The sequence below is a fragment of the Archangium sp. genome (assembly GCF_036388035.1).
GTDB lineage: Bacteria > Myxococcota > Myxococcia > Myxococcales > Myxococcaceae > Archangium.
This window is the reverse complement of record NZ_DASVSO010000343.1, coordinates 1-13,454: the sequence shown is the minus strand read 5'-3', so window position 1 is coordinate 13,454 and position 13,454 is coordinate 1. Positions and strand designations below refer to the sequence as shown.

Genomic DNA, 13,454 nt, shown 5'->3' with positions numbered 1-13,454 from the left:
GTGGCATGGACGCGGCAGCTCAGGGTGCTGCCGCAGTGGTCGCCGCTGGTGGGCGGGTTCTGCCCGTCTCCGCACGCGGTGCTCATGCAGGACAGGTGGTTCGCGGTCGCGGGGGGCGGCGAGAGGGGGAACTCATAGCCGGAGCACTCGGTATCACCACACGCGAGCACTGGAGCCAGGAGGAGGGCGGGGAGGAGGCGGGAGAGCAGGGACATCGGCGGCCCCCTCTTAGCTCAACTGTTCGCTCGTCTCCACGTCGTGGCTCGGGCGTGAGGGCCGCCGTCCGCGCTTGCCCGCTGGAGGCATAGGCTCGATGGGGCACCATGACTCCAACCTCCAGCGATTCCTCTCGCGCCCCCATCCGCGTGGGACTGATCGGCTACGGCCTGTCCGGGGCCAGCTTCCACGCGCCGCTGCTCGCCGCGGAGCCGGCCTTCACCCTGGCGGCGGTCGCCACCCGGCGCACCGAGGAGGTGGCGCGCGACTGGCCCGGCGTGCGTGTCCTCTCCCAGGACGCGCTGCTGGAGGATCCGTCCCTGGAGCTGATCGTCATCGCCACGCCCAACGACTCGCACGCGGCGCTGGCCGAGCGGGCGCTCCTGGCGGGAAAGCACGTGGTCGTGGAGAAGCCCTTCACCCTGGACTCGGCCGAGGCCGTGCGACTGGGTGCCCTGGCGCGTGAGCGCGGGCGGTGTCTGACGGTGTTCCACAACCGGCGCTGGGATGGAGATTTCCTGACCGTGCGCCAGTTGCTGGAGCAGGGGCGCCTGGGTCGGCTCTACAGCTTCGAGAGCCACTTCGATCGCTTCCGGCCCCAGGTGAAGCGGCGCTGGAAGGAGGAGGACGTCCCCGGTGGCGGCACGCTGTGGGATCTCGGCGCCCATCTGATCGATCAGGCCGTGCAGCTCTTCGGTCTGCCCGAGTCGATCAGCGCGGACCTCGGTCGGCAGCGGGCCGAGGCGCGGGCCGTCGACTGGTTCCACCTGGTGCTGCGCTATGGCGAGCTGCGCGTCCTCCTGCACTCCGGCTCGGTGGTGCACGAGCCCTGGCCGCGCTTCGTGCTGCAGGGTGAGGCGGAGGCGTGGTTCAAGTATGGGCTGGATCCACAGGAGGAGCAGCTCAAGGGGGGACTTCGGCCGGGCATGGCCGGCTGGGGCCTGGAACCGGCGGAGCGCCACAGCCGGCTCGGTGGGGGAGCGAGCGTGCCCACCCTCCCGGGCGCCTATGAGCAGTTCTATGGCCAGCTGGCCTCGGCCCTCGCCGGCGAAGGTCCGGTGCCCGTGACGGTGGAGAGCGCTGCCCAGGTCATCCAGGTGATCGAGGCGGCGCTGCGGAGCCACGAGGAGGGCCGGCGTATCTCCGTGTCCACCTGAATTTGATAATAAAATTCATTATTTGGACCCGCCCGGACGGCGCCAGTTCGTGAGGAGGGGATTACCCCCGTCAGCAGGTGGCCTACACTGCTCATGGAAACTTCCATGTCCGACCTGTTGCGCCACGCCCATGCCGCTCTCTTCGAGTACTCGCCTGATGGCGTGCTGGTGCTCGATTCCCAACACCGAATCGTGGAGGCCAACAGTGCCTCGCAAGGGCTCCTCGGTGAGGGAGGCGACACGCTTCGGGGCAGGCCCATCTCGGAGCTGCTGCCGGAGTGGACTCCGCCCGAGCCGCTGTCTCCAGGGGAGCCGCCTCGCGAGGGGGAGCTCGTGTGGCATGGGTCCGCGGGGTCCACGCGCCAGGCGCGCGTGCTGCGCGTCCGGTGCCTGCCGCTGCCGGAAGGGCAGGTGCTGCTGCTGCGCGATCTGACGGCGCACGCGGAGGTCGAGGCCAACCTGCGCCGACAGAAGGAGTATTACGAGTCGCTGGTCCTCAACAGCCCCGTGGCCATCGTCACCATCAACCTCCGCTTCAACGTGGTGTCCTGGAACCCCGAGGCGGAGCGGCTGTTCGGCTACACGGCCCGGGAGGCCATTGGCCGGAACATCCTGCGGTTGGTGGCCTCCGACGGGCCAATCCGGGAGGACGCCGAGGCCACCGCACGCGAGGCGCTCCAGCGAGGCCGGGTCCACTCCCTCTCCCGGCGGCTGCGCAAGGATGGGACGCCCATCGACGTGGAGCTCCTGGCGCTGCCGGTGTCGGTGGAGGGCGAGCAGGTGGGCTTCATCGCCATCTACCACGACATCACCGAGCTCCAGCGGCTGCACCAGCAGGAGGTGGCGCACCTGCGTGCGCTCGAGCGCGAGCGCGAGCGGGCCGATCAGCTCCTGCTCAACATCCTGCCGGGACCCGTGGCCGAGCGGCTCAAGAAGGGCCAGCGGATCATCGTGGAGAACTTCCCGGACGTCACCGTGCTGTTCGCCGACCTGGTGGACTTCACCCGCTTCGCCGCCCAGCACATGCCGGCGGACGTGCTGCAGGTGCTGAACATGGTGTTCTCCGTGTTCGACCAGCTCACGGACGAGTTCGGCGTGGAGAAGGTGAAGACGATCGGCGACGCGTACATGGTGGTGGGGGGGCTGACGCTACCTCGGAGCGACCATGCCGACGCCGTGGCGGGCCTGGCGCTGGCCATGCGCACCGAGCTCCTGAAGCTGGGCGAGCAGCTCCAGATCCCCCTGCACCTGCGCATCGGCATCCACTCGGGCCCGGTGATCGCGGGGGTCATCGGCGACAAGAAGTTCGCCTATGACCTGTGGGGAGACACGGTCAACACCGCGAGCCGGATGGAGTCCCACGGCGTGGTGGATGGCATCCACATTTCCGAGACGGTCCACGAGCGGCTGCGGGGGCGCTACCGCTTCCGGGACCAGGGCATCACGCACGTGAAGGGCAAGGGCCCCATGCGGACGTGGCTGCTGCTCGGCGCGAGCGAGGAGTCCTCACGCCCCGGGGACGACGTGCCGGCTCACGCTGCCTTGCGCGCCGGCAACACCTCGCGCAACTCCGCGTGAGCGCGCAGCAGCATCTCCTCGGTGGTGTCCCAGGCGACGCAGGCATCGGTCACCGAGCAGCCATAGCGCAGCTGTGAGAGGTCGGCGGGGATGGGCTGGTTGCCGGCTTCGATGAAGCTCTCGATCATCAGGCCCACCACCGAGCGGTTGCCCTCGCGGATCTGATGCACCACGTCGCGCATCACCAGCGGCTGCATCTCCGGCTTCTTCCAGGAGTTGGAGTGCGAGCAGTCGACCACGATGTTGCTCGGCAGCTTCGCCTTGGAGAGCGCCTGCTCGGCGAGCGAGATGGACACCGTGTCGTAGTTGGGCCGCCCGCCACCGCCGCGCAGCACCAGGTGGCCGTAGGCGTTGCCGCGGGTGCGGATGATCGCCGACGCGCCGTTGTCGTTGAGGCCCAGGAAGCTGTGCGGGCGGGAGGCGGAAAGGATGCCGTTGACGGCCGCCTCGAGGGAGCCGTCGGTGCCGTTCTTGAAGCCCACCGGGGTGGAGAGCCCCGAGGCCATCTCGCGATGGGTCTGGGACTCGGCGGTGCGCGCGCCGATGGCCGTCCAGGAGATGAGGTCGCCGTAGTACTGCGGCGCGATCGGGTCGAGCGCCTCGGTCGCCGCCGGCAGGCCGAGCTCGGCCACGTCCAGCAGGAAGCGACGGCCCCGCTCCATGCCTTCCTCGATGTGGAAGGAGTCGTCCATTCGCGGGTCGTTGATGAAGCCCTTCCAGCCGGTGGAGGTGCGGGGCTTCTCGAAGTACACCCGCATCACCAGGTGCATCGTGTCGCGCACGGTGGCGGAGAGCTTGTGCAGCCGGCGCGCGTAGTCGATGCCGGCCTTGGGATCATGGATGGAGCAGGGGCCCACGATCACGAACAGGCGCGGGTCCTTGCGGTCCAGGATGTCCATCAGCGCGCGGCGGCCGGAGAGCACGCTGTCGGCCGCACGGCCGGTCAGCGGCACGCGGGCCTTGATCTCGGCCGGGGAGGGCATGTGGTCGAAGCCAACGACATTCAGGTTTTCGGTGCTTGCTGACATGGCTCGAAGGCCGCGGGCGCGGCGTGAATACGGAAGGGGACGCCTGAGAACAGGGACCAGAGGGGGTTTCATCATGCCATGTCCGCTCCGTCTGGTTGCACCCTCCTCGTGCCGGAGAGCGGAAAAGGCGATCTGGCTTGGGAAGAGGGAGGGGAGCCTTTCGGCATGTGACCTAGGGATTCGACTTCGTCACGCGACATCCACCCGGCCGGGGAAGGAGCCGGTAGCGCTGGCCGGTCGCCCTCCCGTCGGGTTCAGCGGGCAGATGCGACGCTTTGGCCGTGGCGAATCCTAGAAGGGTGCAAGAAGGACTCTCTACCTACCGTCTCGGCTACGTCGCCAACTGTCTCTCGCTCGGTGTGGGAGCGAGCCATACGTGCCGGCTCGCGGGCGCCACCCCCGAGCGCCTGGAAGCGCTCATCGAGCAGAACCTCGCCGAGCTCGAGCAAATCCTCCTCTTCAACGAGGCGCACGGCATCGAGCTGTTCCGTATCGGCTCCTCGCTCATCCCGTTCGCCTCACACCCCGTCAACCAGCTCCCGTGGTGGCGGAAGTGGGCGCGCGACTTCGATCGCCTGGGGCACATCGCCCGGCGCTCGCGCCAGCGCCTGTCCCTGCACCCGTCACCCGCGGCGGCCTCGCTGACGTCCGTGCACCAGCGGGTGCGCGACGCCGCGCTCGCCGAGCTGCGCTATGGGGCTCGCGTGTTGGAGCTGCTCGGCCAGGGGCCCGAGGCGCGCGTGGTCCTCCACCTGGGAGGGGCCGCGCCGAGCCGTCCCGAGGCGCTGGACAATGCGCGCCGCATGCTGGACACCCTGCCCGAGGAGGTGCGCAATCGGATCGTCATCGAGCACGACGACAAGACCTGGAGCGCACGCGAGGTGGCCCCACTGGCCCGGGAGCACGGGCTGCCCTGGCTCGCGGACAACCTGCACAACCTCATCGAGCCCTCGGATCCGGTGATGCCGCTGGAGGAGCTGCTGCGCGAGTCGGCGGCCTCCTGGCGCGCGTTGGATCTGCGGCCCAAGTTCCACCTGGCGAGCCAGAAGCCCGACGGCAGGCCGGGGGCGCACGCGGACCGCATTGATCCACGGGACTTCCAGGCGGTGGTGGCGGCGCTGGACGGGCCGGCGGACCTGATGCTGGAGGCCAAGGACAAGGACCTGGCCCTCTTCGCACTGCGTCAGGAAGCGGCCACCCGGAGCCAGCCGGTCCCCGCGCCCTGAGGGGGAAATCGAATCTCCCGGGTGGGGTCCTCCACCCGTGAACAGCCCGTCACTTTCGGGTGTGTTTCGCGTGGGCGTTCCTCTACGGTGCGCCCCCTATGAACCGCACCTCTCCCGTCAAGCTCTTCCTGAGCGCGGCCCTCGCGGTCGTGCCGCTCGTTGCCCTCCCGGGCTGTGCGTCCTCGGCGCATGGCTCCGCCACCGGCTCGCCCGAGACCGCGAGCACTCCGCCCGCCGAGGTGAAGCCCGCGGAGCAGAAGCCCGCCGAGGTCGCTCCCACGACCGAGGACGCCCGCCAGTTCACCACCCGCGTGAACGAGGATCTCAAGCGGCTGTGGACGCGGCAGGCCACGGCCGAGTGGATCAAGGCCACCTACATCACCGACGACACCGAGCGGAACGCGGCCCTGGTGAACGAGGAGGTGATGGCCTACCTCAACCAGGCCATCAAGCAGGCCGCGCGTTTCAAGGACGTGCAGGGGCTGGATGCGGACTCGGCGCGCATGCTGCACCTGCTGCGCGTGTCCTCCGCGCTGCCCGCGCCGAGCGATGCGCAGAAGCGCGCGGAGCTGGCCGGCATCGCCGCGAAGCTCGAGGGCCTCTACGGCAAGGGCAAGTACTGCGGCAAGGACGGCAAGGGCCAGTGCAAGGACCTGGGCGAGCTGTCCGACGTCATCGCGAAGAGCCGCAACTATGACGAGCTGCTCGAGGCCTGGGTGGGCTGGCATGCCATCTCGCAGCCGATGCGCCCGCTCTACCAGCGCTTGGTGGAGGTCTCCAACGAGGGGGCCCAGGAGATCGGCTTCCAGGACCTGGGGTCGCTCTGGCGCTCCAGCTACGACATGCCGCCCGAGGCCTTCGAGCAGGAGGCCCAGCGGCTGTGGGGGCAGGTGAAGCCGCTCTATGACGACCTGCACTGCTACGTGCGCGCCCGGCTCGCCAGGCAGTATGGAGAGGACAAGGTGCCCGCGGGCAGGCCGCTGCCCGCGCACCTGCTCGGCAACATGTGGGCGCAGGAGTGGAACAACATCTACACCCTGGTGGAGCCCTACAAGGGGCAGCCCAGCCTGGACGTGGACGCCGAGCTGAAGCGGCAGAACTACGACGCCCTGCGCATGGTGAAGATGGGTGAGTCCTTCTTCACCTCGATGGGCCTCAAGGCGCTGCCGGAGACCTTCTACCAGCGCTCGCAGTTCACCAAGCCGAGGGATCGTGATGTGGTGTGCCACGCCAGCGCGTGGGACGTCACCTACGACAACGACCTGCGCATCAAGATGTGCATCAAGCCCACCGAGGAGGACCTGGTCACCATCCACCACGAGCTGGGCCACAACTACTACTACACGTACTACTACAAGCTCCCGGTGCTCTATCAGCAGGGCGCGCACGACGGCTTCCACGAGGCCATCGGCGATGCGCTGACGCTCTCCATCACCCCGGGCTATCTCAAGCAGGTGGGCCTGCTGAAGCAGGTGCCGCAGGGCGACAAGGGCCTCATCAACCTGCAGATGAAGGACGCCATGGAGAAGGTGGCCTTCCTGCCCTTCGGTCTGCTCATCGACCAGTGGCGCTGGGACGTCTTCAACGGGAAGGTGAAGCCGGAGGACTACAACAAGTCCTGGTGGGCGCTGCGCGAGAAGCTCCAGGGCGTGCGCGCCCCGGTGGAGCGCTCCGAGCAGGACTTCGATCCAGGCGCCAAGTACCACGTGCCCGCCAACGTCCCCTACACGCGCTACTTCCTGGCGCGCATCCTCCAGTTCCAGTTCCACCGCGCGCTGTGCCAGGCCGCCGGCATCCAGGGGCCCCTGCACGAGTGCTCCGTGTACGGGAACAAGGAGGCCGGCAAGCGGCTCCAGGCCATGCTGGAGATGGGCGCGAGCAAGCCGTGGCCGGACGCGCTCCACGCCATGACGGGGCAGCGGGAGATGGATGCCTCGGCCATGCTGGAGTACTTCGCCCCCCTGCGCCGCTGGCTCCAGGAGCAGAACAAGGGCCAGAAGTGCGGCTGGTGAAGCTGCCGGGTGGACACGGGTAAAGAGCCCGCTTACATTCTCGCCCCGTCCTGGTCGGCTGGTTAGCAGGCGACCGGGATCGGGCAGCGGATATTCGCGCCCGTTTTGGAAAGAAGAAGAGAGCAAATGGCGACTGGTACCGTGAAGTGGTTCAACGATGCGAAGGGCTTCGGCTTCATCACGCAGGACGGCGGTGGCGAGGACGTGTTCTGCCACCACACCGCGATCAACATGGACGGCTTCCGCACCCTGGCCGAGGGCCAGCGCGTGGAGTTCGAAGTCGCCAAGGGCCCCAAGGGCCTGCAGGCGCAGAACGTTCGCGCCGCCTGATTCGGCTCTCTCTTCGTAGGTTGTAGCCAAAAAAGGGTCCGACCCATGGGGGTCGGGCCCTTTTTCATGTCCGGAGTCCTCGCGTGTCCTTCCTTCCGAAGCCCAGGTTCCTCTTGCAACGTGCCGCACTGTTTCCCCTGCTGGCCGCGCTCGGCTGTGCGTCGGGCCAGCCCCATGTCCAGGCGGGTGCTCCGCCCGCGGAGGCCCGTCCCATGAAGCAGCCCGCCGATCTCGCCACCCTGAAGGCCGAGCTCGTCGCCCGCCACGGTGAGCCCCAGCGCGCCCGCATCGAGCGCGGCGTGGAGCAGGTGGCCGTGCTGTGGCGCCAGGAGGATGGGGACCTGGCCGCCTTCGTGCGCGAGTCCTTCCTCGCCGACGAGAAGCAACTGGAGGCCACGCGGGTCCGGCTGGAGACGGCCTTCGAGCAGCTCGACGGGCACCTGAATGAGATCAGCCGGGAGCTGCGCCGTCCCACGGACCTGGATCTGGGGCCGCTGCTGCCGGTGGATCCGCTGCTGGCGGCGTTCGACCCGGGCGCGCACACCACCGAGGATCTCTTCAAGGCGAAGGTGGGCTTCGTGGCGCTGCTCAACTTCCCGCTCACCACGCTGGCCGAGCGGATGGAGCAGGGCCCGCGCTACACCCGCCGCCAGTGGGCCGAGGCCCGGCTCACAAGCCGCTTCAACCGCCGCGTGCCCGGGGAGGTGCGGCAGGCCTCGACGCGCGCGGCCGCGGACGCGGACCTCTACATCGCCGAGTACAACATCTGGATGCACCACCTGCTGGACGAGCAGGGGCGCCGGCTCTTCCCCCAGGGCAAGGGGCTGATCAGCCACTGGAACCTGCGGGACGAGCTGAAGTCGCGCTACGCGGATCCAGAGGGGGTGGCGAAGCAGCGGATGATCGTCAAGGTGATGGAGCGCATCGTCACGCAGACGATTCCGGCGGCGGTCATCGACAACCCCCGGGTGGACTGGAATCCGTTCACCAACGAGGTGAAGGCGGCACCGGCGGAGGAGGTGGAGCCGGAGGCCCCCCAGCGCCCGGTGGTGCTGGACGGCAAGCGCGAGGAGGACGTGCGCTACACGAAGCTGCTGGCGCAGTTCCACGCGGCGCGGCGGGAGGATCCGTACGTGCCGGTGGCGCCCACGGCGATCGCTCGCAGCTTCGAGCTGGGGCGCGAGCTGCCCGAGGCTCGGGTGAAGGCGCTGCTGGAGCAGGTGCTGACGTCACCGCTGGTGCCGAGGGTGGCGAAGGAGATCGAGTCGCGGCTGGGGCGGAAGCTGGAGCCGCAGGACCTCTGGTACGCCGGCTTCAAGGCGAGCGGGAAGCTGTCCGAGGCGGAGCTGGACACGCTGACACGCCAGCGCTACCCGACGGCGGAGGCCTTCGCGAAGGACATGCCGCGCATCCTCCAGGGGCTGGGCTTCTCGAAGGAGAAGGCGACCTTCCTGGCGGAGCACATCCGGGTGGACGCCTCGCGCGGGGCGGGGCACGCCATGCAGTCCATGCGGCGCGGGGACTTCCCCCGGTTGCGCACGCGGGTGGGCTCGAAGGGCATGGACTACAAGGGCTACAACATCGCCGTGCACGAGCTGGGGCACAACGTGGAGCAGGTGTTCTCGCTCTACAACGTGGACCACACGCTGCTGGCGGGCGTGCCCAACAACGCCTTCACCGAGGCGCTGGCCTTCGTCTTCCAGGCGAGGGATCTTGAGCTGCTGGGGCAGGCGAAGCCGGACGCGGCGAGCGAGCGCGAGCGGGTGCTCAACGACTTCTGGCAGACGTGGGAGATCGCCGGGGTGGCGCTGGTGGACATCGCGGTGTGGCACTGGATGTACGAGCACCCGGACGCCACGCCCACCCAGCTGCGCGAGGCGGTGGTGCGCATCGCCCAGGAGACGTGGGACCGGTACTACGCGCCGGTGCTGGGAGGGAAGGGGACGCCCATGCTGGGCATCTACAGCCACATGATCTCCTACCCCCTGTACCTGACGGACTATCCGCTGGGGCACCTGATCGCCTTCCAGATCGAGGAGCACCTGCTCGAGTCGGGCAACCTGGGGGCGGAGTTCGAGCGGATGGCGAGCCAGGGCGCGCTGACGCCGGACGTGTGGATGACGAACGCCACGGGAGCGCCGGTGAGCGCCGAGCCGCTGCTGCGCGCCACCGAGGCCGCGCTGGCCCGCTGAGGCGGGCCCTCGGAGAAGGCGGGGGGCGGGGGTCTTCCAGCGACCCCCACCCCGGAGCCCGACTACTTGGCGCCCGGCCTGGTGCCCGGCTTGGTGCCCGGGGGCGTACCCGGGGCCTCGTTGCCGATGCCGAGCAGCTCGATCTCGAACACGAGGGTGGCGTTGGGGGGAATGGTCGGAGGCGAGCCCATCTCGCCGTAGGCGGTCGCGCCCGGGCAGACGAGCTGGGCCTTGCCGCCCACCTTCATCTTCTGCACGCCCTCGGTCCAGCAGGCGATGACGGCGTTGAGCGGGAAGCTGGCCGCCTGGCCCCGCTTGTAGGAGCTGTCGAACTCGGTGCCGTTGGTGAGGGTGCCGCGGTAGTTCACGCGCACCGTGTCGGTGGCCTTGGGGCTCGGGCCCTTGCCCGGCGCCAGCTCCTTGTAGACGATGCCGGAGGGCAGCTTGACGGCGCCCTTCTCCTTGGCGGCGTTCTCGATGAAGCGCTTGCTGGCACTCTCCTGCCGGGTCTTCGCGAACCCCTGCAGCTTGGGTCCGTACTTCTCCAGCTCGACGGCGGGCTTGGTGCCGGTGGCCGAGTCCGTCAGCCCCTTCTTGAGGATCTCGAGCTCGGCCGGGCTCAGGTCGTAGCTCTTGACGCTCCGCCCGATCGACAGCCCGAGCGCGTAGATCGTCTTCTCATCCTCGTTCTTGAGCTCCTGCGCCTTCGCCTGGAGCCCCACCAGGCCAATCACTACCGCGGTCATCACTCCCAAACGCATGTTGCCATCCGCCTTTCTCGACGACGGGGGATGATAGGTCCACCCGCTCTTGCTGCCGGCCGTTTTCTTGCCACGCGGCCAGATGCTCCTACCCTCGCGACAGCTTGCTGCATCGCGGAAGCGCTCTGTAGCAGTCACGGCCACCGGGAGGGAGAGAGAGATGAGCGACAAGCGGAAGAACGCGCGGGTTCCCCTCGACATCTACCTGAACAAGTACCTGAAGGGGGTGCCGTACCTGGCGCGCGCCGCCGACATCAGCCAGGAGGGGGTGAGCCTGGCGCGCCTGCTCGAGCCCGAGCACGAGGCTCGGCGGGTGGGGTTGCAGTTCCAGCTCCCCGGCTCCGAGGAGGTCATCTACGCCGAGGGCGAGGTGGTGCGCGAGTGGGTGGAGGCGGGTCCGCGCCGCGACGAGCGCTCGGGTGTGCGCTTCACCCTCCTGACCGAGCGCCACCGGCGGATGATTGACGACTACGTGACACGCGGCCCGCAGGGGAACTGAGCCGCGCTCCGGTGGAGGACGTGCCGCCGGGCCCGCCTTGACTTCTCTCCGCCGGCCGATTGAATCCGGCCGGTGCGAGAGAGCGGGAGGAGTCACGTGAGGCGCGCGCTGTGGGCGTTGGTGCTGGCGGCTCCGTTGTCGGCGCTGGCGCAGGGCAGTGGAGTGGATTGGCAGCGGCAGGTCCTCCGGGTGACGGGGGATGGGCCGCCGGACGTGAAGGCCTCCAACCCGTCCCAGGCGAGGCTGGGCGCGGAGCGCTCGGCGAAGGAGGATGCCCTCAAGGATCTGCTGGAGCAGGCCCGGAGCGTCCACCTGCGCGCGGACCGCACCGTGGGCGACGAGATGGCCCGCGAGGAGACCCGGCGCAAGGTCGAGGACGTGCTGCGCGGCTACAAGGTCGTCCAGAAGCGCTACTACTCCGACAGCGGCGTGCAGCTGGAGGTGGAGGTGCCGCTGGCGGCGCTCACCTCGGTGCTGATTCCCTCCACCGAAGCCGCGGCTCCCGCCGAGACGAAGCAGGAGGCTCCGGCGAAGAAGGACGCGCGGACGAAGCACACCGGGCTGGTGGTGGACGCGCGGAAGCTGGGCCTGGCGCCGGTGCTGGCCCCTCGGTTGCTCGATGCGTCCGGCCAGCCGCTCTACGGCGCGGAGACGCTGTCCGCCGAGGCCCGCCAGGCCACGGGCGTGGCGGGCTTCTTCGGGAGCCTCGAGCAGGCCCGGAAGTCGACGCTGGTGGGCGAGCGCCCGCTGGTGCTCGAAGCGGCGCGAGTCCAGGGCTCGGATCTCGTGTTGGAGTCGGACGCGGCGAAGGCACTCGCCGGTCTGGACCCGCGTCTCCTGGCCGACGGCCGGGTGGCGATCCTCATCCGGTAGGCAGGGAGTGGGCGTGAGCGTCTCGGTGATGAAGGTGCGTGGGAGTGGGTGGCGGTGGGGCTCCTGGGTAGCCCTGGGCTTCGTGACGTGGGGGCTCGGCTGTGCGTCGGGGCCTGAGCAGATGGATTCGCCGGCAGCCGACCGGGCGCGCGAGGTGTTGCGCGCCGCGAGGACCCGCCAGGGGAACCTGCTGCTGCAATGCGAGCCCGAGGACGCCGACGTCTACCTGGACGGGGTCATCCAGGGCATGTGTACCGACTTTGGCGGAGGGCCGAACGGGCTCAAGGTGGGCACGGGGCTGCACCGCATCGACGTGAAGAAGGACGGCTATTGGCCGTACACCACGTATTACGAGCCCAACAATGCCCGTGCGGGGCTGACCATCCGGCTCAAGTCGAAGGAGCCGGAGCGCGGCGGCACCGACTGAGCCATGGCGACCCTCGCTCCCGAGCTCGAGGCGCTCATCCGCCAGCTGCCCAAGGCCGAGCTCCACCTGCATCTCGAGGGCAGCCTCCAGCCGGAGCTGGCCCTGTCGCTCGCGCGAAAGCACGGCGTCTCGCTGCCCGGAGCCACGGAGGGCGTCGAGGGCTTGCGGCGCCGTTACCGCTTCTCCAGCTTCGACGAGTTCGTCGCGCTCTATGTGGCCATCAGCCAGTGCCTCGTGGAGGCCGGGGACTTCACCGCCATTGCCGTGGACCTGGCGCGAGTGCTCGCGGCGCAGAACGTGCGCTACGCGGAGGTGACGGTCACGCCGATGACCCATGTGGCCCGCGGTGTGCCAGGGGAGGTGGTGCTCGCGGGTCTGGCCGAGGGCCGCGAGCGGGCGCACCGGGAGCACGGCGTGGAGCTCGCCTGGGTCTTCGACATCGTGCGCAGCCACGCGGAGCTGGCGGAGCCCACGCTCGAGCTGGCCCTGCGGGGGCAGGAGCAGGGGGTCATCGGGCTCGGGCTGAGTGGGCCGGAGACGGCCCCGTGGCCGAAGGAGTCCTTCGCGGCGCTCTTCGCCCGGGCGCGCGAGGGAGGTCTGCACAGCCTGCCGCATGCCGGTGAGTTCCGGGGCCCCGAGGGCATCTGGGAGTCGCTGCGCTGGCTGGGGGCCGAGCGCCTGGGGCACGGGGTGCGCTGCCTGGAGGATCCCGCCCTGGTCGAGTACCTCGCCGAGCGGCGCATCCCGTTGGAGGTGTGCCCGTCCAGCAACGTGGCGCTGCACGTCTTTCCCAGCCTGGAGCAGCACCCGGTGGAGAAGCTGATGGCGGCGGGGCTCGCGGTGAGCCTCGCGAGTGACGACCCGCCCCTCTTCTCCACCAGCCTCACCGACGAGTACCTGCGATGCGCGGCCACGTTCCACTGGTCGGCGGAGACGGTGCTCACCCTGGCCGCGGCCGCCGTGGAGCACAGCTTCCTGGCCGAGCCCCGGAAACGGGAGCTGCTCGCCGCCCAGCGGGCGATCGCGGGTGGGTTTCGCGAGAGACGCTGACGCCCTCTATGATGGTGCCGGGCCCGGGTTCGGGCACCCACGAAGAGGAGCGCGCCATCGGACGCAACAAGAGAGGCAAGACTCGCGCGGTGACGGCACCGGCGG

At 69.3% G+C, this 13,454-nt stretch carries 12 protein-coding genes and 1 pseudogene; 10 read left to right on the top strand and 3 right to left on the bottom strand.

Going from position 1 to position 13,454, the window contains the following annotated elements:
- Positions 1-215: pseudogene (locus VF697_RS14120) on the bottom strand (DUF3105 domain-containing protein); the annotation flags it as partial.
- Between the two features lie 108 nt (positions 216-323).
- Between VF697_RS14120 and VF697_RS14115 the strand changes: the two are divergent.
- Together VF697_RS14115 and VF697_RS14110 are read left to right on the top strand one after the other, a co-directional pair.
- Positions 324-1,373 (top strand): oxidoreductase, encoded by a 1,050-nt coding sequence (locus VF697_RS14115; RefSeq protein WP_331095189.1) that lies wholly within the window; start codon positions 324-326, stop codon positions 1,371-1,373.
- A gap of 105 nt (positions 1,374-1,478) precedes the next feature.
- The gene (locus tag VF697_RS14110; RefSeq protein WP_331095187.1) at positions 1,479-2,951 is read left to right on the top strand and encodes an adenylate/guanylate cyclase domain-containing protein; all 1,473 of its coding nucleotides are present in this window, start codon (positions 1,479-1,481) and stop codon (positions 2,949-2,951) included.
- On the opposite strand, the gene VF697_RS14105 is transcribed toward VF697_RS14110, so the two are convergent.
- Positions 2,906-3,979, bottom strand: coding sequence for a 3-deoxy-7-phosphoheptulonate synthase (locus tag VF697_RS14105; RefSeq protein WP_331095185.1), 1,074 nt, complete (start codon positions 3,977-3,979; stop codon positions 2,906-2,908). The genes VF697_RS14110 and VF697_RS14105 overlap by 46 nt on opposite strands.
- Positions 3,980-4,278: 299 nt before the next feature.
- Between VF697_RS14105 and uvsE the strand changes: the two genes are divergently transcribed.
- The 4 genes from uvsE to VF697_RS14085 all read left to right on the top strand — a co-directional run bounded on the left by uvsE (position 4,279) and on the right by VF697_RS14085 (position 9,739).
- Positions 4,279-5,205: a UV DNA damage repair endonuclease UvsE gene (gene uvsE / locus VF697_RS14100; protein WP_331095183.1), complete on the top strand. Its 927-nt coding sequence runs from the start codon at positions 4,279-4,281 to the stop codon at positions 5,203-5,205.
- A gap of 98 nt (positions 5,206-5,303) precedes the next feature.
- Entirely contained in the window at positions 5,304-7,217 is a 1,914-nt protein-coding gene (locus VF697_RS14095) for a M2 family metallopeptidase (RefSeq protein WP_331095181.1), read from the top strand.
- A gap of 126 nt (positions 7,218-7,343) precedes the next feature.
- Positions 7,344-7,547 (top strand): cold-shock protein, encoded by a 204-nt coding sequence (locus VF697_RS14090; protein ID WP_331095179.1) that lies wholly within the window; start codon positions 7,344-7,346, stop codon positions 7,545-7,547.
- Between the two features lie 212 nt (positions 7,548-7,759).
- Complete coding sequence (locus VF697_RS14085) at positions 7,760-9,739, top strand: hypothetical protein (protein ID WP_331095177.1); 1,980 nt, start codon at positions 7,760-7,762, stop codon at positions 9,737-9,739.
- Positions 9,740-9,801: 62 nt separating this feature from the next.
- Here the strand turns inward: VF697_RS14085 and VF697_RS14080 are convergent, their stop codons facing one another.
- Positions 9,802-10,500: an FKBP-type peptidyl-prolyl cis-trans isomerase gene (locus VF697_RS14080; protein WP_331095176.1), complete on the bottom strand. Its 699-nt coding sequence runs from the start codon at positions 10,498-10,500 to the stop codon at positions 9,802-9,804.
- Positions 10,501-10,660: 160 nt separating this feature from the next.
- Here VF697_RS14080 and VF697_RS14075 point away from each other — a divergent pair, with 160 nt between their 5' ends.
- From VF697_RS14075 to add, 4 genes are all read left to right on the top strand, one after another.
- Entirely contained in the window at positions 10,661-10,999 is a 339-nt protein-coding gene (locus VF697_RS14075; RefSeq protein WP_331095173.1) for a PilZ domain-containing protein, read from the top strand.
- Positions 11,000-11,095: 96 nt separating this feature from the next.
- Positions 11,096-11,872 carry a hypothetical protein gene (locus VF697_RS14070; protein WP_331095171.1) on the top strand — a complete coding sequence of 259 codons (777 nt, stop codon included), beginning with the start codon at positions 11,096-11,098 and terminating at the stop codon, positions 11,870-11,872.
- A 13-nt stretch (positions 11,873-11,885) separates the two neighbouring features.
- Positions 11,886-12,299, top strand: a complete 414-nt coding sequence (locus VF697_RS14065) for a PEGA domain-containing protein (RefSeq protein WP_331095169.1) — start codon at positions 11,886-11,888, stop codon at positions 12,297-12,299.
- 3 nt (positions 12,300-12,302) lie between these two features.
- Complete coding sequence (add, locus tag VF697_RS14060; RefSeq protein ID WP_331095167.1) at positions 12,303-13,349, top strand: adenosine deaminase; 1,047 nt, start codon at positions 12,303-12,305, stop codon at positions 13,347-13,349.
- Positions 13,350-13,454: the final 105 nt, after the last annotated feature.